The 20,325-nt window shown below is 58.2% G+C and carries 18 protein-coding genes; 11 read left to right on the top strand and 7 right to left on the bottom strand.

Going from position 1 to position 20,325, the window contains the following annotated elements; translation table 11 throughout:
- Nucleotide 1: 1 nt before the first annotated feature.
- The 7 genes from citX (at nucleotide 2) to dhbA (ending at nucleotide 7,373) form a co-directional block, all read left to right on the top strand.
- Nucleotides 2-550, top strand: a complete 549-nt coding sequence (gene citX, locus ACMGG9_RS15130; RefSeq protein ID WP_033651845.1) for a citrate lyase holo-[acyl-carrier protein] synthase — start codon at nucleotides 2-4, stop codon at nucleotides 548-550.
- On the top strand, nucleotides 531-1,415 hold the full coding sequence (citG, locus tag ACMGG9_RS15125; protein ID WP_033651844.1) for a triphosphoribosyl-dephospho-CoA synthase CitG: 885 nt from the start codon (nucleotides 531-533) through the stop codon (nucleotides 1,413-1,415). Before citX ends, citG begins: the two co-directional genes overlap by 20 nt.
- A 25-nt stretch (nucleotides 1,416-1,440) precedes the next feature.
- A complete protein-coding gene (locus tag ACMGG9_RS15120) occupies nucleotides 1,441-2,904 on the top strand; it encodes an anion permease (RefSeq protein WP_033643712.1) in 1,464 nt (487 codons plus the stop codon).
- 146 nt (nucleotides 2,905-3,050) lie between these two features.
- A complete protein-coding gene (gene agp, locus ACMGG9_RS15115; RefSeq protein ID WP_122003981.1) occupies nucleotides 3,051-4,280 on the top strand; it encodes a bifunctional glucose-1-phosphatase/inositol phosphatase in 1,230 nt (409 codons plus the stop codon).
- Between the two features lie 161 nt (nucleotides 4,281-4,441).
- Nucleotides 4,442-5,134: a 4'-phosphopantetheinyl transferase family protein gene (locus ACMGG9_RS15110; protein ID WP_197762199.1), complete on the top strand. Its 693-nt coding sequence runs from the start codon at nucleotides 4,442-4,444 to the stop codon at nucleotides 5,132-5,134.
- 189 nt (nucleotides 5,135-5,323) lie between these two features.
- On the top strand, nucleotides 5,324-6,514 hold the full coding sequence (locus tag ACMGG9_RS15105; RefSeq protein WP_122016247.1) for an isochorismate synthase MenF: 1,191 nt from the start codon (nucleotides 5,324-5,326) through the stop codon (nucleotides 6,512-6,514).
- Nucleotides 6,515-6,614: 100 nt separating this feature from the next.
- Complete coding sequence (gene dhbA / locus ACMGG9_RS15100; protein WP_039565253.1) at nucleotides 6,615-7,373, top strand: 2,3-dihydro-2,3-dihydroxybenzoate dehydrogenase; 759 nt, start codon at nucleotides 6,615-6,617, stop codon at nucleotides 7,371-7,373.
- Nucleotide 7,374: 1 nt separating this feature from the next.
- On the opposite strand, the gene rarD is transcribed toward dhbA, so the two are convergent.
- On the bottom strand, nucleotides 7,375-8,253 hold the full coding sequence (rarD, locus tag ACMGG9_RS15095; RefSeq protein WP_033643705.1) for an EamA family transporter RarD: 879 nt from the start codon (nucleotides 8,251-8,253) through the stop codon (nucleotides 7,375-7,377).
- A 139-nt stretch (nucleotides 8,254-8,392) separates the two neighbouring features.
- Here rarD and alkB point away from each other — a divergent pair, with 139 nt between their 5' ends.
- Entirely contained in the window at nucleotides 8,393-9,040 is a 648-nt protein-coding gene (alkB, locus tag ACMGG9_RS15090; protein WP_033643703.1) for a DNA oxidative demethylase AlkB, read from the top strand.
- Here alkB and ACMGG9_RS15085 read toward each other — a convergent pair.
- Entirely contained in the window at nucleotides 9,023-9,958 is a 936-nt protein-coding gene (locus ACMGG9_RS15085; protein ID WP_089191989.1) for a LysR family transcriptional regulator, read from the bottom strand. The genes alkB and ACMGG9_RS15085 overlap by 18 nt on opposite strands.
- Before the next feature lie 85 nt (nucleotides 9,959-10,043).
- On the opposite strand from ACMGG9_RS15085, the gene ACMGG9_RS15080 reads away from it, so the two are divergent.
- Nucleotides 10,044-10,673, top strand: coding sequence for a serine-tRNA(Ala) deacylase AlaX (locus ACMGG9_RS15080; RefSeq protein ID WP_033651838.1), 630 nt, complete (start codon nucleotides 10,044-10,046; stop codon nucleotides 10,671-10,673).
- Between the two features lie 5 nt (nucleotides 10,674-10,678).
- Here ACMGG9_RS15080 and ACMGG9_RS15075 read toward each other — a convergent pair whose 3' ends face one another.
- A complete protein-coding gene (locus tag ACMGG9_RS15075) occupies nucleotides 10,679-10,921 on the bottom strand; it encodes a hypothetical protein (RefSeq protein ID WP_015378427.1) in 243 nt (80 codons plus the stop codon).
- A gap of 319 nt (nucleotides 10,922-11,240) precedes the next feature.
- Between ACMGG9_RS15075 and ACMGG9_RS15070 the strand changes: the two genes are divergently transcribed.
- Nucleotides 11,241-11,996, top strand: a complete 756-nt coding sequence (locus tag ACMGG9_RS15070) for a glycosyltransferase family 2 protein (RefSeq protein ID WP_414161529.1) — start codon at nucleotides 11,241-11,243, stop codon at nucleotides 11,994-11,996.
- A gap of 110 nt (nucleotides 11,997-12,106) precedes the next feature.
- Here the strand turns inward: ACMGG9_RS15070 and ACMGG9_RS15065 are convergent, their stop codons facing one another.
- From ACMGG9_RS15065 to ACMGG9_RS15050, 4 genes are all read right to left on the bottom strand, one after another.
- A complete protein-coding gene (locus tag ACMGG9_RS15065; protein WP_016927100.1) occupies nucleotides 12,107-13,747 on the bottom strand; it encodes a Na+/H+ antiporter in 1,641 nt (546 codons plus the stop codon).
- 194 nt (nucleotides 13,748-13,941) lie between these two features.
- Nucleotides 13,942-16,281, bottom strand: a complete 2,340-nt coding sequence (locus tag ACMGG9_RS15060) for a membrane-bound PQQ-dependent dehydrogenase, glucose/quinate/shikimate family (RefSeq protein WP_116286324.1) — start codon at nucleotides 16,279-16,281, stop codon at nucleotides 13,942-13,944.
- Nucleotides 16,282-16,739: 458 nt separating this feature from the next.
- Nucleotides 16,740-16,913 (bottom strand): hypothetical protein, encoded by a 174-nt coding sequence (locus ACMGG9_RS15055; protein ID WP_153297017.1) that lies wholly within the window; start codon nucleotides 16,911-16,913, stop codon nucleotides 16,740-16,742.
- A gap of 495 nt (nucleotides 16,914-17,408) precedes the next feature.
- Nucleotides 17,409-18,296, bottom strand: a complete 888-nt coding sequence (locus ACMGG9_RS15050; protein ID WP_414161528.1) for a helix-turn-helix domain-containing protein — start codon at nucleotides 18,294-18,296, stop codon at nucleotides 17,409-17,411.
- A gap of 696 nt (nucleotides 18,297-18,992) precedes the next feature.
- Between ACMGG9_RS15050 and ACMGG9_RS15045 the strand changes: the two genes are divergently transcribed.
- Nucleotides 18,993-19,841, top strand: coding sequence for a helix-turn-helix domain-containing protein (locus tag ACMGG9_RS15045; protein ID WP_414161527.1), 849 nt, complete (start codon nucleotides 18,993-18,995; stop codon nucleotides 19,839-19,841).
- Nucleotides 19,842-20,325 lie beyond the last annotated feature (484 nt).

Genomic DNA, 20,325 nt, shown 5'->3' with positions numbered 1-20,325 from the left:
GATGGCCGCCGTCGATCCTCAACTGGCCGCCGAACGTGCGGTCAGCCTGCCGGAGCTGCTCACCAGCCGCGAATGTCGTCAGGCGCGCCAGCAGGCGTGGCTGGCGCAGCACGAGTGCACGCTGCTGGTGCTGACGCTGGTGGTGCCCGGCCCGGTGAAGGACAGCGCGTTGACGCGCGGCATCTTCAACCTCGGGTGGGCGGCGCTGCTGCGGCTGTGCGCCGAACAGGGCTGGCCGAGCCCGCAGGCCGAGGCGCTGGCGCTCGCCACCGGCTGCGAAGGGTTTGTGGCGCTGCGCGCCGACGCCCAACGGGTAAAAGATTGCGCCATGCAGCTGGAGGTGAGCCGCCCGATCGGCCGGCTGTGGGATATCGACGTGCTGGATGCGCAGGGGCGAATCCTGTCGCGCCGCGACATCGGCCTGCCGGCGCGGCGCTGCCTGCTGTGCGGCCAACCGGCCAAGATCTGCGCCCGCCAGCGGCGGCATGGCAGCGAGCAGCTGCTGCAAGAAATGGAAAGGATGTTCAACGATGCGATCTCTGCCGATTAATCCACCCGCCCGCCGAGCCGAGCCGGCCTGCGACTTCGCCCGCGCCGCCTTTCGCGCGCTGCTGGTGGAGGTCAACCTCACGCCCAAACCGGGGCTGGTGGATCGCCATAACACCGGCGCCCATCGCGACATGGATCTTGGGCATTTCTACCGCAGCGCCCGCGCCATCGGCGTGTGGCTGCCGCGTTTTATCCAGCGCGGCCGCGAAGACGCCTGCCGGCCGGCGGAGCGGCAGTTGGCGCGGCTGCGGCCGCTCGGCCTGGCCTGCGAAAACCAGATGTTTCGCGCCACCGGCGGCATTAACACCCATAAGGGCAGCGTGTTCTCACTCGGGTTGCTGTGCGCCGCCTTCGGCCGCCTGCAGCAGCAGGGCCGGGCCATCAGTGCCGCATCGTTATGCGCCGAAGTGGCGGCGATGTGCCGAGGGCTGGTGGACAGCGAGCTGCGATGCAACAACGCCGGGCAGACCGCCGGCCAGCGCTTGTTCGCTGCGTATGGCCTCAGCGGCGCGCGCGGCGAGGCGGAATCCGGTTTTCGGTTGGTGCTTGACGGCGCGCTGCCGCTGTATCGGCAACGGCTGGCCGCCGGTGGCGACGAACAGCGGGCGCTGCTGGACAGCCTGCTGTGGCTGATGGCCCACAACGATGACACCAACGTCGCCTCGCGCGGCGGCCTGCGCGGGCTGCGCTGGCTGCGGCGCCGGGCGGCCTTGCTGCTGGCGCAGGGCGGCTCGGCGGGGGAAGCGGGCCTGGCGCGCCTGCGGCGCTTCGATGCCGACTGCATTGCCCGCAACCTCAGCCCCGGCGGCAGCGCCGACTTGTTGATAGTGACCTGGCTGCTGGCGCAGCTGGGTGCCCAAGAATAATAACCAAGCCTTCAGGAGAGTCCCTATGTCCCAAACCCAGGAAAAGATCTGGAAAGCGATAGCGCCGCTGGCGGTGCTCGCGATCCTGTTATTGATACCGGTGCCCGACGGCATGCCGCCGCAGGCGTGGCACTATTTCGCCATCTTTGTGGCGATGATCGTCGGCATGATTCTGGAGCCGATCCCGGCCACCGCCATCAGTTTTATCGCGGTGACCGTCAGCGTGCTGAGCGCCAACTGGGTGCTGTTCGGCGCGCAGGAACTGGCGGAGCCGGGCTTCAAGGCCGGTAAAGAGGCGCTGAAATGGGGGCTGGCGGGCTTCTCCAGCACCACTGTCTGGCTGGTGTTCGGCGCCTTTATCTTCGCGCTGGGCTACGAGGCCACCGGGCTGGGGCGGCGCATCGCGCTGTTCCTGGTGAAATTCATGGGCAAGCGCACGCTGACGCTGGGCTATGCGGTGGTGATCATCGATATCCTGCTGGCGCCGTTCACGCCGTCCAACACCGCGCGCACCGGCGGCACGGTGTTCCCGGTGGTGAAAAACCTGCCGCCGCTGTTCGATTCCTTCCCTAACGATCCCTCTTCGCGCCGCATCGGCGGCTACCTGATGTGGATGATGGTGGTCGGCACCAGCATCAGCTCTTCGATGTTCGTCACCGGCGCCGCGCCGAACGTGCTGGGCATCGAGTTCGTCGGCAAGATAGCCGGGGTGCACATCAGCTGGATGCAGTGGTTCCTGGCGTTCCTGCCAGTTGGCCTGCTGCTGCTGATCATCGCGCCGTTGATCTCCTACTACCTCTACAAACCGGGCGTGACCCACAGCAGCGAAGTGGCCGCCTGGGCGAATACCGCGCTGGGGGAAATGGGTAAGCTGACGCGCAAGGAGTACACCCTGATCGGCCTGGTGCTGCTCAGCCTGTGCCTGTGGGTGTTCGGCGGCAAGGTGCTGGACGCCACCGCGGTGTGCCTGTTGGCGGTGTCGCTGATGCTGGCGCTGCACGTGGTGTCGTGGAAAGACATTACCAAATACTCCAGCGCCTGGAATACGCTGGTTAACCTGGCGACGCTGGTGGTGATGGCCAACGGCCTGACGCGCTCCGGCTTTATCGACTGGTTCGCCCAGACCATGAGCACCCACCTGGACGGCTTCTCGCCGAACATGACGGTAGTGGCGCTGGTGCTGGTGTTCTACTTCGCCCACTACCTGTTCGCCAGCCTGTCGGCGCACACCGCCACCATGCTGCCGGTGATCCTGGCGGTCGGCAAAGGGTTGCCGGGCGTGCCGATGGAGCAGCTGTCGATGCTGCTGGTGCTGTCGATCGGCATCATGGGCGTGCTGACGCCGTACGCCACCGGGCCGGGGGTGATTATCTACGGCTGCGGCTATGTGAAGTCGAAAGACTACTGGCGCCTGGGCGGCATTCTCGGCGTGGTGTACATCGCCGCGCTGCTGCTGATCGGCTGGCCAATCATGAGCCTGTGGTACTGAGTTGACGCACAGCGGCCGCCGCCCGGTGGCCGCTGGTACGATCTTTTCCCGTGAACCCTGTCACACACTTGTCACACTAACCCCGCCATCATACGCAGGCAAACGCTAACACCTTAAAAATAATCATTTTCCGGGAGCCTCTGCGGATGAGAAAAAAAACGTTATTGCTGTGCCTGCCTTTGATATTCACCGGGAACGCGCTGGCGGACGCCGGCGGTTATCAACTGGAACAGGTGCTGGTGATGAGCCGCCATAACCTGCGCGCGCCGCTGGCCAACAACGGCAGCGTGCTGGCGCAGTCCACGCCGAAGGCCTGGCCGGCCTGGGAAACGCCGGGCGGCCAGCTGACCACCAAGGGCGGGGTGCTGGAAGTGTATATGGGGCACTATTTCAACGCCTGGCTGAAGCAGACCGGCCTGTTGCCGCAAGAGGGCTGTCCGACCGCCGGCAGCGTGTACGTCTACGCCAACAGCCTGCAGCGCACGGTGGCCACCGCGCAGTTCTTCAGCAATGGCGCGTTCCCGGGCTGCGACGTCAGCGTGCACCATCAGGACAAGATGGGCGAGATGGATCCGACTTTCAACCCGATCATCACCGACACCAGCGAAGCCTTCAACCAGCAGGCGCTGGCGGCGATGAACGCCGCGCTGGGATCGCTGAAGCTGGACGCCTCTTATCAGCAGTTGGCGAAGATCATCGACTACAAGGATTCCGCCGCCTGCAAGACCGACAAACACTGCGACCTGACCAAAGAAGCCAGCGTGATGAGCGCGGTGCCGGGCAAAGAGCCGGGCGTCTCCGGCCCGCTGCGGGTGGGCAACTCGCTGGTGGACGCCTTTATGCTGCAGTACTACGAAGGTTTCCCGATGAAAGAGGTGGCCTGGGGCAAAATCGCCACGCCGCACCAGTGGCAGCAGCTGGCGCAGTTGAAAGACGGCTATCAGGATTCGCTGTTCACCTCGCCGGTGGTGGCGCAGAACGTCGCCAAGCCGCTGCTGACCTACATCAACAACGCGCTGCTGGGCGAGCGTAAACCGGACGCGCCGAAGCTGACGGTGCTGGTGGGCCACGACTCCAATATCGCCTCGCTGCTGTCGGCCATGCAGTTCCAGCCGTATCAGCTGCCGCAGCAGTACGAGAAAACGCCGATCGGCGGCAAACTGGTATTCCAGCGCTGGCGCGACGCGCAGAACGACCGTGAATTGCTGAAGATCGAGTACGTCTATCAGTCCACCGAACAGCTGCGCAAGGCGACGCCGCTGACGCTGCAAACCCCGCCGCAGCGCGTGACGCTGGCGCTGAAAGGCTGCCCGATCGATAAAGACGGCTTCTGCGCCTGGAGCGATTTCGAGAAGACCATGAAAGGCATCTTGTAATGCCCGGCCTCTCTCCCGAATGTGGGGGAGAGGCCTTTTCCCACTTCGCCCAACGCGCCTCCGCGCGGGACTTAACGCCATTTATTTTGCCCTGGGTCATTGTTGCAGGCCGTTTCGGGGGCTAACATCTTCAGCCTGCCTGCTTATCATGGATACCGCCGTTGCCCACTTTTATCCGCAATATCGAATTTTTCACGCCGGACGGCTATCCGGGCCAGGTGGCGCGCTGCCAGTTTGCGCTGGCGGAGTATCGCGACGACAGTTTTCCCGAGGCGGGATTTGCGCTGCCGGACCATCTGGCGCGCGCGGTGCCGAAACGCCGTGCGGAGTATCTGGCCGGGCGTGTGCTGGCGCGGCAGCTGCTGGCGCCGCTCGGTTTCGCCGATTTCACCCTGGCGCGCGGCGAAGATCGCGCGCCGCAGTGGCCGACGGGCATCGCCGGGGCGCTGAGCCATAATTCGCATACCGCGCTGTGTGCCGTACACCGAGAGAGCGGGCTGGGCGGCGTTGGGCTGGATGTGGAGACGCTGCTGTCCGTGGCGCGAGCGGAGGAGCTGTGGAGCGCGATCGTTTCACCGGCGGAGCGCGAGACGTTGCTGGGCGAAACGCTGCCGTTCAACGAGCTGCTGACGCTGACGTTTTCCGCCAAAGAGAGCCTGTTCAAAGCGCTGTACCCGCAGGTGCGCCGATATTTCGATTTTCTTGATGCGCGGATGGTGGCGGTGGATGCGCAGCGGCAGACGTTCGAATTGGCGCTGCTCACCACGTTGACGCCGCATTGCTGCGCCGGACGGCGTTTCGCCGGGCGGTTTTGGCGTGAAGGTGACGATGTCACGACTTTTATTTTTTGCTAAAACACAATAATAACAGTGTGTTATTTCTTGTTGTGGCGTAACGCGAATTTGCCGCGGCGTGCGGAAAGATTCATTCATCGGAGATTGACCGACGGTGGGGATCCGGTGTAATTTACCCACCCTTTACAGCTAATGATAATTATTCGCATAAACATTATCATTGGTGAGGCGCAACAAAGGAGTGGTCTTGTGGCGACACTGACGACAGAAAACCAAACCTTCTCCGGGTTTGAGTACGCCGAACAATCGACCTTTTTGTACCGGTCAGAATTCCGTTCCCTCTCCGCCGATGGCGTGTTTGAGCGTATCGAGACGCCGGCGTTCGGCGGCGAGCAGGAAGGCAGCGCGCTGGCGCAGCATATTCGCCAGGCGCTGGCGCGCGCCAAAGCCGCCGGCCAGGCGGCCCCGGTGGTGGTGGGCGCCATTCCGTTCGACACGCGCCGGCCTTCCTGCCTGTATATCCCTGAAGAAAGCCGATTCGTCGCCAACGACAGCTTTATCCGCGCCGCGCGCCCGATGCTGCAACAGCCGCATCGCCTGGTCGCCTGCACCAGTATTCCAGATGAACCGCGATTCAAACACGCGGTCGCGGAAGCGGTCAGCCGCTTTAAACAAGGCAAGCTGGACAAGGCGGTGCTGTCGCGCATCCTCGATATCGAGCTGGAACAACCGGTGGCCGGCCACCGGATCCTCAATAACCTGATGGTGCAGAACCCGACCGGTTACCACTTCTCCCTGCCGCTGGCCGATGGCAGCGTGTTGATCGGCGCCAGCCCTGAACTGCTGATCCGCAAGCAGGGCGGCGAGATCCACACCAATCCGCTGGCGGGCTCGGCGCGCCGGCAGGACGATCCGCAGCAGGATCGCCTCGGCAGCGAGCGCCTGATGCGCTCGACCAAAGACAAATACGAACACAAGCTGGTGATCGACGATATTCGTCGGCATCTGGCGCCGCTGTGCGCCACCCTGAGCGTACCCAGCGGCCCGTCGCTGCTCAGCACCGGCACCATGTGGCACCTGTCCACCCGCATTCGCGGCGAGCTGCTGAACCCGAATCTCAACGTGATGCAGCTGGCCTGCCTGCTGCATCCGACGCCGGCGCTGTGCGGCTTCCCGACCGAAAGCGCCCGCCAGCTGATCGCCGCTCTGGAACCGCACGATCGCGGCTTGTTCAGCGGCATTGTCGGCTGGTGCGACGCCAACGGCGACGGCGAGTGGGCGATCGTCATCCGCAGCGGGCTGCTGCGCGGCAACCGGGTGCGGCTGTTCGCCGGCGCGGGCATCGTCGCCGCCTCGACGCCGCAGTCCGAGTGGATGGAAACCACCGCCAAACTGGGCACCATGCTCAACGCTTTCGGCCTGAACAGCGGCGCGCTGTAGGCCTCTTTGCGGCGCAGTCCGCGCCGCGTCATAGCCTTTCGCAGGAGACAACGATGAACAACAACATGACCCGGCGGTGCGCCCGGATGGCGGTGCGCGCATGAGCATTCAGATGGATTTCACCGGCAAACGCGTGTGGGTGACCGGCGCGGCGCGCGGCATCGGCGAGCAGATCGCCCGCCACTTTTTAACCCAGGGCGCCGAGGTGGTGGGGTTTGACCGAGAATTCGCCAATCCGGATCTGCCTTACCCCTGCGTGACGTTGGACATCAGCCGGCCGGAGCAGGTGGAGGCGGTGTGCCGCCAACAGCTGGCGGAGAACCCGCGACTGGACGTGTTGGTCAACGCCGCCGGTATTCTGCGCATGGGCAATACCGAAGATCTGAGCGTGGATGACTGGCACCAGTGCATCAACGTCAACGCCTCGGGGGCGTTTTACCTGTTCCGCGCCGTGCTGCCGCACTTCAAGGCGCAGCGCAGCGGGGCGATCGTCAGCATCGGCTCCAACGCCGCGCACGTGCCGCGCGCGCAGATGGCGGCCTACTGCGCCTCCAAGGCGGCGCTGACCAGCCTGAACCACTGCGTGGGGTTGGAGATGGCGCCGTTCGGCGTGCGGTGCAATCTGGTGTCGCCGGGCTCGACCGACACGCCGATGCAGCGCGGCATGTGGCAGACCGACGATGCGCAGCAACGCACCATCGCCGGCTTCCCCGAGATGTTCAAGCTGGGGATCCCGCTGGGTAAAATCGCGCGTCCGGACGAAATCGCCAACGCGGTGCTGTTTCTGGCCTCGGATTTGGCCAGCCACATCACCATGCAGGACATCGTGATCGACGGCGGCGCCACGCTGGCCGCCTGAGTCAGACCCGCTGGCGGCGCAGCAGGTGCCGCGCGCCCTCCGCCGCCAGCAGCAGCACCGCCAGCCAGATCGCCAGATAGGTTGGCCATTCGCTTTGGCTGATGCTCTCGCCGAGCAGCAGCGCGACAAGCACCAGCAGCACCGGTTCCACATAGCTCAGCAGGCCGAACAGGCTGAACGGCAGCATGCGGCTGGCGAGGATGTAACACACCAGCGCCACGGCGCTGATGACGCCGAGCAGCGGAATGCGCCAATACAGCTCGGCATTGATCTGCAGGGCCGCCGCGCCGCCGTCGCCGAAGGCGAACCAGGCCGCCGCCGGCAGCATCAGCGTCAGCTCGCACCACAGGCCGCCGAGATTGTCGGTGCCGAAACGCCGCCGCAAAATAAAGTAGAGCGGATACCCCAGCGCCACCACCAGCGTCGGCCACGATACGCCGCCCGCCTGATACAGCTCATTGCCCACCCCCGCCACGGCGCACGCCACCGCCAGTTTTTGCAGCAGCGACAGCCGATCGCGGTAGATCAAACGGCCCGCCAGCACCATGGTCAGCGGCAGCAGAAAATAGCCGAGCGACACGTCGAGCGCCTTGCCGTGCAGCGGCGCCCACAGGAACAGCCACAGCTGCACCCCCAGCAGCGCCGAGGTGAGCAGCAGGCCCAGCAGACGCGGCGGCCGTTGGCCTATCCCGACCAGCGTGTCGCTCACCTTGCGCCAATCGCCGGACAGCGCCATGAACAGCGTCAGGAACGGCAGCGTCAGCAGCGTGCGCCAGCCGTAGACCTGTTCGCCGTTCAGCGGGGTGAGGGTAGAGGTGAAGTAATACATCGCGCCGAACAAGATGGAGGCGACGACCGAAAGAGTGATGCCCTTAATCACACGCATTCCTGGTGAGTGATTGATTTTATGGCGGCTACTGTAGAGAAATTTGCCGCCAACGACAATGGCGCAGCCGGGCGCTGGACAATCGGCGGCGGCGGGTTACAATGAATACTGTGTATTCATACAGGTTTTGGCGATGACAATCGATCTTTTTGAAGACGCGCTGCCGCCGCCGTGGCGTGAAGAGATCGCCCCCGGCGCGGTGGTGATGCACGGCTTTGTGCGCGATCACGGGCCGGCACTGCTGGCGGCGGTGCAGGGCGTGGTGGCGCAGGTGCCGTGGCAGCATTTGACCACCCCCGGCGGGCACGTGATGTCGGTGGCGATGAGCTGGTGCGGCAACGGCTGGACCAGCGACAGCCGCGGCTACCGTTACTCGGAACGCGACGCGCGCAGCGGCAAACGCTGGCCGCCGATCCCGCCTATTCTGATGGCGTTGGCGGACGAAGCCGCGCAGCAGGCGGGCTTTGGCCCCTTCGTGCCGGATTCCTGTTTGATGAACCGTTACGATCCGGGCAGCAAGCTGTCGCTGCATCAGGATAAAGACGAGCACGACTTCGGCGCGCCGATCGTCTCGGTGTCGCTCGGGTTGCCGGCAGTGTTTCAGTTCGGCGGGCTGCAACGCAGCGACCGGGCGCGGCGCATCCCATTGGCGCACGGCGACGTGGTGGTGTGGGGCGGCCCGTCGCGGCTCTGTTTCCACGGCATCCTGCCGGTCAAGGAAGGCTACCACTCGCTGGTGGGGCCGCACCGCATCAACATCACGCTACGCAAGGCGCTTTAGCTGCGGCTCCTGCGCCAGGCAGGCGACGAGATAGTCGATAAACACCCGCAGTTTGGGCGGCAGATACTGGTTGGGCGCGTAAAGCAACCACAGGCCGCCGTGATAGCTGCTGAGGAAATCCCATTCCGGCAGTACCTGCACGATCTCGCCCTCGTCGAGCGCCTGGCGGGCGGTAAAGTACGGCAGGCTGCCGATGCCGATATGCCGTTTCACCGCGTCCAGCCGCACGCCGGTGTGGTTGGCGGCGTAGCGGCCGCGCACGTTGACCGTCACCGTTTTGCCGCTGCGGCGGAACTTCCATTGCGCGTCGCTCGGCGTTTCTCCCAGATAGATGCAGCTGTGCGCCGCCAGATCGTGCGGGTGCTGCGGCGCGCCGTGCTGCGCCAGATAGTGCGGCGTGGCGCACAGCAGGTGGTCTATTCGCATCAGCTGACGGCCGATCAAGCCCGGCGACGGGCGATCGGTAATGCGTAGCGCCAGATCGACGCGGTCGTCGATCAGATCCATATAACGATCTTCCAGCCGCAGCCTCACGTCCACCTTCGGGTAGCGGCGCAGGAACGCCGGCATGTGCGGATGCAGCACGAAACGGCCTACCGCCTTGGGCACGCTGACGCTGACCAGCCCTTCGGGCTCTGCGGCGCCGCGCCCGCCGATCGCCATCACCGCGTCGGCCGCCGCCAGCAGGGTGCGGCAGTGCGCAAACGCCTCTTCGCCGCTTTCACTCAGCCGCAGTTTACGGGTGGTGCGATGCAGCAGCTGCAGCGCCAGCGCCTGTTCGAGCTTCGCCACGCTGCGGCTGACGGCGGAAGGTGAAGCGCCCAGTTTGCGGGCGGCGGCGGAAAAGCTGCCGCTCTCCACGACCTGGACGAAAACGGCCATTTCGGCCAACAGCGCGTAAGAAAGATTTGTGCTCATGACGCAAAGGTCCATTGTGATGGCGACGGATTATGCTCCGATTATGACATGAATATAATGGCTCTTCGAACCGAGGAGAAAAATGATGACCGAGCGACGTTATTACTACAGCGACGATTTACAGGGCCAGGCGCAGGTATTGAGCTGTGAACCGGCCGAGGCGGGCGCTTACGCCGTGGAACTGGACGCCACGCTGTTTCACCCGCAGGGCGGCGGGCAGCCGGCCGACGTGGGAGCGTTGAACGGCGTCGCCGTATTGCGGGTGCAGCAGCAGGGGGATAGGGTGTTGCACTATACCGCGGCGCCGCTGCCGATCGGGCCGGTCAATATGCAGGTCGACGAAGCGCAACGCCGGCTGCACGCCCGCTGGCACTCCGGCGGCCATCTGATCGGCTGGCTGGGGGAAACCCGCGGTTGGCGGCCGATGAAAGCGCATCATTGGCCGGGAGAAGGGCGCATCACGTTCACGCCGGGGCCGGACGTACAGACGCTGGAGGCGGCGTTTTTACACGCGGAGCTGGCGCGCCTGATCGCCGCCGATTTGCCGCGTCGCCAACAGGCGGTGGACGGGATGCGCCAGATCGGTTTCGGCGATCTGCCCGCCTACGGTTGCGGCGGCACGCATGTCGCCACGTTGGGCGAGGTGGGCGCGATCGCGATTACCGGCGTAAAGATGAAGAAAGGGCAGCTGATCGTGCAGTATGCGCTGGAATAAAAGCGTCAGCGCCCGGCCTGCCGCAGCTGGGTGCAGAAGGCGCACTGACATCCCGCCACCGGCACCGCCTCACAGCGGCCGATATTCACCGGCTGGGCGTCCATAGCGTGAAAGCCGTAAAACAGATTTTCGATGTTCTGTTCCGCCGCACGCGCCTGTTCGGTGCGCGGCTCGGGCACTTTTGACTGAAACGCCGCAGCCTTGCCGGCCAACAGGCTGAGAAACAGCAGCGACAGCTGGATTTTCATCGTCGTCTTCCCTTTGCTTTTTTTGATACGTTATAACAAAACCAAAGCGCCGCCAAGCGCCGCTCTCGCGCTCGGTGCCCGCCGGCGCGTGAGCCGGTGCGGTGAACGCCCGAGCTTAATTCAGGTTAATCATTGATTTTATTGAAATTGATGAAATAGTCAGATGCCATCATCCAGGGCATGACAGGGCAGCCAATATTCTAAATACTTAATTGAAGAGGCGCTCGGGGCAGGAGAAGCGCTTTGGGTGCGCGCTTTTGCACGGCGCGCCTGCCGTTTTTGGCATGGACTGCATTTTCTCAGTGTCGTGGATTGTAAAATGGATTTTTGTAACCGGATTTCCGTGTGTTTATTGACGTTTAATTCATCGCGCCTGCTGCGTGACGTGTTGCAACCTGTGGCGGCGTTCGCCGATGAAATCATCGTGGTGGATTCGGGCAGTACTGACGGCACCTTGGCCATTTGCGACGACTTCAATATCAAGCCTCTTTATCACCCGTTTGAAACCCATGGCCGGCAAATGAATTACGCCATATCCCGCGCGCGACATGACTGGGTTTTGTGCCTGGACAGCGATGAGATCATGGATGATGAAGCGGTTGACGCGATGCGGCTTTTCAAGCGCACCCCAGGCCCCGACAAAAATAACGCCTATCGCATTCGTCGCGATTGGTTTGTGTTGGGACAGGCGGTCAGAACGCTTTATCCCGTCTCGTCACCGGATTTCCCCATTCGCTTTTTTCATCGCCAGGTGGTGAAGTTCAATGATGCGCCGGTAGATGATGCGGCGGAAGGGGGCGCATCCACCTTGATACTGGCCGGGCACGTTAAACACGACACTTTTTTCTCAATCGAGGAAGTGTTTGCCAAGCTGAACAGCTATACGGCGCGCGTGGTGAAATACAAGGCGATAAGGCCATCGATTCTCCGAGGGGTGATTAGCGCCATCGGCGCATTTTTCAAGTGGTACATTTTCAGCGGCGCCTGTAAAGCGGGACGGGTCGGGGCCGTGACCGGCGTTTACGCGGTGTCCTACAGCTTTTTGAAGTATTTCAAGGCGTGGTACCACAGATAGCCGAACGGCGGGCGTGGCGTGAGCTCCCGTTCGATTGCGGTGCGCGATTGCGGCGTTGGGCCGGCAACCGCGCGCCGAAGGTGGGGGGCGAACCGCCTTCATCTCCTCGTTTAAACGCTGTCTTCAGCGATCAGCACCTCAGTAATATCAATGCGATGCAGCAGCTTTCTCTGTTTCTCATGGCTGATTTTCTTCATGCGGCGCAGCCGGTAAAGCTCTTCTCTTTCCGCGTGCAACGAGGCTAAGTACAGCTGCTTTTCCAGCCGCTTCAGCGCCACGATATTCTTAACGTCTTCTTTGGTCAGAATTTTACGTTGCAGCACGTCCAGCATCCGCCGCGTCGTTTCTTCAATCAGTTCCGGCGTGGCGTCGTCCGGCGGGGCGACGAGCAGCTTTTCCTTGGTTTCGTTGACGGCCTTGGTCGCCGCGCTCGCCAAGGCTTCTGAAACGGAGAAAGCCTCTTCCTGATCTTCTTCCGGCGGCAGATTGCCGCGCAACAGGAAGGGCAGCGTGACGATGCCGACGACGATCGACAGCAAGATGACTCCCGAGGCGATAAACACCAGCTGATACCGCCCCGGGAATGGCGAGCCATCCAATAGAAACAGCGGAATTGACAGCACGCCCGCCAGGGTCACTGCCCCTCGCACCCCGGCAAAGGCGGCGACGAACAGATCGCGCGTGCTGAATTTCGAAAATAACAGCGGATCTTTGCGCATCAGGGTCGCGCTGCCGACCTTCATCAGCCACAGCCAAATCAAACGCACGGCGATCAAACTAAAATAGATGATCACCACGTAAGCCAGCAGCGTCTCCAGGCTGATGGAATGATCGATACCGGTTTGCGCCACGGTGAAGTTCAAGATGCCCGGCAGCTGCAGCCCAAGCAGAATAAACACCATGCCGTTAAACACGAACTCGAGCATTTCCCAAATATTATTGGTGCGTAAACGCACCAGCGGCATGCTGCGATTCACTTTGGATTGGCCAATCATCATGCCGGCGCTGACGGCGGCCAGGATGCCGGATACGCCGATTCTTTCCGCAATCAGGTAGCAGGAAAAGGGCAGTAACAGCGAGAAAATAATCTGGGTGGCGGAATCGTTATACATCCATTTATGGATGAACTTAACCATTTGATTATAGAGAAAGACAATAATGATGCCGCACAGCACCCCGCCAATCGATACCTGAAGAAAGGTCAGAAAGGCGCTTTCCAGGGTAAACGCCATCGCGCCGAGCGCGACAGCGATGGAGAAGTTGAGGGAAACCAACCCGGAGGCGTCGTTCATCAGCGCCTCCCCTTCAATTACGCTCATCACGGGTTTGGGCATGCGTCCTTTACCGACGATGCCGGACAGCGCCACGGCGTCCGTTGGCGACAGAACGGCGGCCAGGGCAAACGCGGCGGCGAGGGGGATTGACGGGAGCAGGAAGTGAATCAGATAACCCACCCCGACGACCGTGATGATCACCAGCACCAGGGCCAGACAAAGGATTTCTCTGCCGTAATGGATGAACTCTTGCGCCGGCGTTTTCCAACCGTCGGCGAACAGCAGCGGGGGAATAAACAGCATCAAGAAAAGCTCGGGATTGAAGTCGATATGCAACCCAAACTGCGGCCAGGCCAACACGGCGCCAACGATGATTTGCATCAGCGGAAGCGGGATTTGGAAGGGCAATATGCGCGTCACGACGCCGGACAACGAGACGGTGAGCAATAAGATCAATATGGTGAAGAATGTTTCCATCGTGAACCTTTTGTGGATTTAATTTTTCTCGCCGTTATCAAACGGTTTTTCTGCATGCCGCCCCTCAGGCGGCTCGTCGGCCAAGGCTGAACAGCGGCCACGGCGGCCGCTGTCGATAAAGAAAGCGCAGTTGAGCAAGGCCGGTCTTCGCCCCCGCTTGCCTGTGTGATGGCGCAGGCAAACGGGGCAAAGGGTTAAGGCAGCGCAAACGCCATCACGTAATCGCCGGTTTCTGACGAATGCGCGGCGCCGCCGACCACAATAACGATGTATTGCTTGCCGGTTTTAGGCGAAACGTAGCTCATCGGCGTCGCGCTCGCGCCGACCGGCAGCGCATATTTCCAGACTTCTTTGCCGGTGCTGCTGTTATAGGCGCGCAGATAATAGTCCTGGAAGCCGGCGAAGAAGACCAGGCCGCCGGCGGTCGTCATGGTGCCCGCGTAGGTGGGCATGCCAACCGGCATCGGCAGGTGCGATCTGATGCCCAGCGGCCCCATTTTTTCGGCGGTGCCGGCCGGTATCTGCCAGGCGATCTTTTTATTTTTGTAATCGACGGCGGTGATCGTGCCGTAAGGGGGTTGGTTGCAAGGCACTTCGAGCGGCGACATCCACATCAACGTGATCATGCCGTATGGCGTGCCGATCATGGGGGAAGGCCCGTGGCCATCGATCACTTTTTGCGGGTACTGCTTCGCGACGCGTTCATAGCTGTCGCGCGCCACTAACCAAAACACATTCGGGATGCGCACATCGTTCATGTAAGCCATATGGTTCACAGGATCAATCGACATGCTCCCCCAGTTGAGTCCGCCTAAATTGCCGGGCTGCTCGAGCGTTGGGCGGGTGCCTATCGGGGTCATGTCGCCCTGGTAATTCATCTGTTTGAACAGGATGCGGCAGGCCATCTGGTCAAACAGGGTGGTGCCCCACATTTTTTCTTCGGTCAGGCGTTCGGCGCCAATGGTCGGCATGCCGACGGAGAACGGCTGGGTTGGCGAGAGGCGCTCTTCCTCTGCGGCGCCTTGGGTCGGCACGGCTTTCTCTTCAACCTGCGCCAGCGGTTTGCCGGTCTCCCGGTTCAGGTAGAAAATCTGCCCGCGTTTGGTGCCGAGCAAAAGGGCGGGCACCGGGCGATGTTGCTCATCAAAACCGTCTACCAGCGCGGGTTGGGACGCGAGGTCATAATCCCAAATGTCGTGATGCGTGGTTTGGAATTTCCAGCGCTCACGACCTGTTTCAATATCAATGGCGACCAGGGCAGAGTTGTACTCATCCGAATTTTCCGGGCGATTCATGCCGTAATAGTCGGGCGTTGCATTGCCAAGCGGCGCATACAACAAGCCTAATTTGTCGTCATAGGCGGCGGTGGTCCACATATTCGGCGTGCCGCGCGTATAGGTGCTTCCGGCCGGCGGCGCCTTGGTGATGCCCGGATTGCCTAAGTCCCACGCCCAGTCCAACTCGCCGGTTTTGGCGTCGAACGCCCTGATGACGCCGGAAGGCTCGCCTTTCATTACGTTATCGATAACCCAGCCGCCGACGATAATCTTCCCTCTGGCGATGGTCGGCGCCGAGGTTTGGAAGTAATAACCCGGTTTGACTTCCCCCATATGCTGGCCGAGATTCACCTCACCGTTTTGACCGAAGGCGGGGCATTTCTGGCCCGTTTTGGCATCCAGCGCAATGAGGCGGGCATCGATCGTGGTGTGAACGATCGTTTTCTCGCACAGAGCGCCTGGCGCAACATCCTCATTTTTGTAGTAGCCAAGCCCGCGGCAGCGTTGCCAAACGGGGGAGGTGGAATGCGAGTCAAATTTCCAGCGCGCTTTACCCGTATCGGCATCGATAGCGGTGATAAGACCGTTGGGCGTGCAGCTATACACCACATCATCAATCGCGAGCGGGGTATTTTGGTCCACGCCCGGCCGGAAATCGCCGGTGCGATACACCCAGGCGAGTTTCAGATCTTTGACGGTTGAACGGTTCACCTGATTGAACGGCGCGTAGCGCGTTCCTTCCGTCGTGCGGCCATAGGCGCTCCAATCGGCAGGCGCATTGTCGCTTTTGCTCTCGATAAACGTCACGTCGCCAGCAGGGGTAATTTCGCCATGGGGAAAGAAGGCGCCGATAAAGAAAGCGACAAAGGCCACGGATAATGCCGAACCGGCGATGTAAGCCTGCTTTTGACTCTTGGCGCCGTGCAGGTACGAGGGAAGTAAAAACGCGGCGATAATAGAGAGGCCGGCGGGCACCAGCAGGCGAGGGAACAATGCCCAGTAGTTAAGCCCCGATTCCCAAAGCGCCCACAGCACCGTCATCAAAAACAGCAGGCCGGTTAAGTAACAAGCCGATTTGCTGCGCTTGAGGACCAGCACTGCGGCGGCGATGTAGCCTATCCCGGTAATGGCATAGTAGAACGATCCGCCGAGGGCGATCAGCCAAATTCCCCCCACGGTTAACGCGACGCCAGAAAAAACCAGCAAGCAAAAGAACGTGATTATTGCGGCTCTCTTACCAAACGATGTTCTAATCATATGTTTTCCTTTGACTTTTAAATCCACATTGGATCACCATCCCATCGCTGCCAACGCGTAAAATGCCGGCGCGAAAGGCAAGGCATTTCCCGCCTTGAGACTTTTTATTCTTTAACGCTTTAGGGGCATTGAGTTGTCGTTTTGATATCCATTTCAACAGTGGCCATTGCGGCTTGGATCAGTCGCCAGACCAAGATAAGGGGTTTTTATTGGGCGATGACAGAACGCGCGCGATAAAAATAACCATCAACATTTTTATTTAATCCCGGGTTGTAACCGTCTCGCAGAGATACGGTTTTTTGGGTGCGCTGGGCAATCCGATATTTTATTGCAGTGATAAACGCATTGAATGAAAGAGCCTCTCTGGACTAATTATTTAGAGTGATGATGAATGCGAAATTGCTTTTAATCACGAGGTTGCGTAGAGGTTTACCCTGCGTTGAGTTCAGGGTGAAACGTCATTCTTTATCAAGCCTGTGTCGATAGAAGCGGCGAAAAAAATGATTTAATGCCATTCTTTCCCCATCGACATAGACAATATAACCTTTCCCGCGTTCGCCGACGGTGACTTTTTCAACATTAACATTAGGATAGTGTTTTTTTAGGTTTTTAGACCATAATTGAATACTCATAATTCTATTTTCCTGACGCGCTTTATTCTTGTTTAAGGCATATTGATAGCACCCGTAAAAATAAGTCTCGTGGAAATAAAATATCGTCACTACCTGGGGATGTCTACAAGCGTGCGGGCGGGATAAAGCGAAAAATGCCGGTTGCGCTCAGGCGGGGTATTTAGCACAAATATAATAAAAACAATAAGTTATCCAATCGGCCGCACAAAAAGCAAATGTGGGTAACACGTTGATATTTAAGGTTTTGGTATGTAAGTCATATCGAAGTCAACGCTTAACGGATAAGCGGTGATTCCTTGTGGGGACGATAAGAACTCATCTTGGCGTGATCTTCAGGGCGATATTGACGTGTTTTCCAATTAGATAAGTCTTAAAGTTGGCGCTTTGCAGCGAGTGGGTAATGAGTGGTTTTGTGTGTAAATTCATCATAACTCTTTATTGTCTAATATAAATAATTACCCTTTTTAATAAATAGCAACGCCGATAGTGACAGGGTTACCGCGCTGGCCCTGGCGCTACCTCTTTCTCTCTGTGTTTGATCGGGAAGACAATGGGGATATAGGTCTTCATCTCTATTCTATCGCCGTCTTTGGGGGTGATAATTTCAATGAGAAAGCGATCGATCATGCCAACTTTATTTATCGGGAATGATTTGGTGTAGATGCTTTGCGTGAATTTTTGCGCCTCATCGCTTGCGCCGTCAAAACAGAACTCTGCATAAAGTTGCATGTCTTTTTTTCCCTGGGCGTCGGCCAGAGAGGCAAGCACGCTGCCAAGACAGTCTTCTTCAGAAATATAGAGGGTCTTCAAATAGATGCTGACGTAATTCTCTTTCTTGATGCTCGCGCCAAAATTGAAAAAGTTAATCACGCCGCTGTCCGTTTTTTTCATGTTATCAATTGCCGCCAATCGCAGCGCGGAAACCGCAGGATGGAAGTGATCTATCTCTGCATCAACGCCATCCCCAGAATCGTCGAAAAATTTTGGCAGGTGCACATAGCGATGCTCGGGAATGCCGTCGAGAAACAGCAATGGGATGGCGGAGGACACGTCCCACGATTTACTTTTGCGATACTGCATCGGCGAGGTTCTGAATTGCTTGCGAAACGCCCGTTCAAAGGATTGATATGACTGAAAGTTCAGCGCTTTAACGATATCGGAAATAGAGAGGTTCGTCGCTTTCAACATAAATGCGGCGCGAATGAGTTTTCTGCCCCTCACATAGCTCCCGAAAGTCATCCCTGTTTCATCTTTAAACGCTTTTTGGATATGCCCGCGTGAATATCCGCTTTTTTCTGACAGCATCTCAACGGTGAGCTTCTCATTGAACCCACTTTCTTCCACCCAGGCGAGCAGCTCCTCAATGACTTTGGTTATAAACATGCAGGAGCTCCCTTTTAGTTATCTGCCTAATGGTTGCGTTGGGTAAAATAACGCGTTATCGGTATTCAGCGATAAGCCCCCAATTCATCCGATCTTTTAGGCAATATCCTGAGTATAGAACGCTTGCAATATTAACGCGGTAAATTAAAAAAAATGTACTTAAAAGTGTCATTTACCAAATAGCAGCGTATGGCGAAGAAGGAGAAAGTGCAGGGATACATTTTAAGTATATTAATTTATTGATTTTTATAAATTTATATGAATGAGTTAAGGTGGTGGGAGCACATTTTTTGCTCATTGATAGATAAAAACTCTATATGGCTGTCAATTTATTGACAGTAACATCTTTTCGAATCGAAATAATTAACTATTCTATGTTTAAGAGTGGGTGGTTAAGCGGCAAATAGGCCAGACAGGGGATTGCGCAATTAAATAATGGTTAATCCAAGGGGGTATCAAGGATAATGACATTCAGGGAGGCGTATGAGGGGGGTATTTTCACGAAAAATAGCGTTTGCTATTTATCTTCTGGCTGTGGCCTGCGTTTTTTGAGGCAGAATAAACGCTGAGCGTTTTCTGTCTTGGCGTCCGTGGTTTATCAGCGTTTTTCCACACGACTTCTTTGTGAATCTCATCTTGTGCGAGAGGGGAATCGGCATCTTTCGCCCTGGAAATGATTTTTGTGCAACGTGATGCGTGGATATATTTAAACGGATATGGGAATGCCATTCTTCGAAAGAAAGCAAGCCGGACAGCTTTTGGTTCCGCAAGAAGAGAGATGCATTCAATAATAAAAATAGCAAGATGACAGGCTTTACTATGGATTGTTCTAACAAGTTCAGACGCAATATTTTAGATGAGATAATCGCTATCATTGAAAAAGCCATTGATACACAAAGCCATGTATCAATAAGGGCGCTATCCATTAAGTCAGGGTATTCCATCGGGCATTTACAGCGGATGTTCTATTTGTATGAAGGGATGAAGATAGGGACTTATATCAGAAAGCGCAGACTAAGCCGCGCGACGTTATTGCTGAAATGTACCGATATGAAGATCTATGAAATCGCGTTGCTCTCCGGATTTAGTTCTCAGCAATCATTTAGCCGTGCGTTTTCAAATCAATTCGGTTGCCCGCCAAGAACATTCAGAACCCTGCGCGATTGGCCTTTTCTCAATTATCAACCGATTATTGGCTTCGATAAAGAGCCTTTCCCCAGCAGCATCGTGTACTTGAATTTGCATGAGTATTACGAGAATAAAAGGATCGTGCAACTGCTTTCGCCGGTAATCAGCCGGGGGCAGATGAAGGTAAACGTAAAGAATCCAATAACCTGTAGCCTGTACAACGCATCGGCAAAGTACATTGCGATCAGACGCAATGAAAAAAAGATGAGCGAAAACGAGTTCATCCTATCACTCTATGAGGGGGTGTTGGCTTCCCTGGATATCTTCATCACGCAAAGCGTAATCTTTAAAATTCACGATCACTGCCCAGGTGAAAAGGAAAACGTCAGCATGTGGTATTTCATCGCGATAAAATGAGCTCTGTTTATCGCGCGTGGCAGCAGGTTGCCTGACCACAACGGAAAGCTTGGGTTATGCCATCGATATTTTGATGGCGCCCTCCCGTCAACGCCCCATAAGCCTGTTTCCGCCAACGGAACGGTTGGTGAAGAAGAAAAAAACCGACCGCGAGGGTCGGTAAGCATGGGGTATTCAATAGGTATGACAACACTACAATTAAATAATAGCGCGCGTTGAGGATTTGTCTTTACCGAAAAGTGTTATCTCACGGAACAATGGACTCGGCATGCGCGCATTCTCTTTGGCAATAAGTCGTGGGGCCTGCGACGCGCAGGCGTCATGAAATGAAGATAAAAAAAGCCGGCGATTAACGCCGGCCAATGAAACATCGACAATCTCTCTGAGATGCACGGCCCTACACGGGAAATAAGGCCATGCAGTTGCTATGTAATCCTACCTGGCGCGCTTTTTTTTACCAAAAAACGATATTTTTGGCAGGGGA

It is taken from the genome of Serratia sp. BNK-10 (assembly GCF_047456065.1).
In the GTDB taxonomy this organism is placed as follows: Bacteria; Pseudomonadota; Gammaproteobacteria; order Enterobacterales; family Enterobacteriaceae; genus Serratia; species Serratia ureilytica.
The sequence above is the reverse complement of the archived record's forward strand: the minus strand, read 5'-3'. Positions and strand labels throughout refer to the sequence as shown.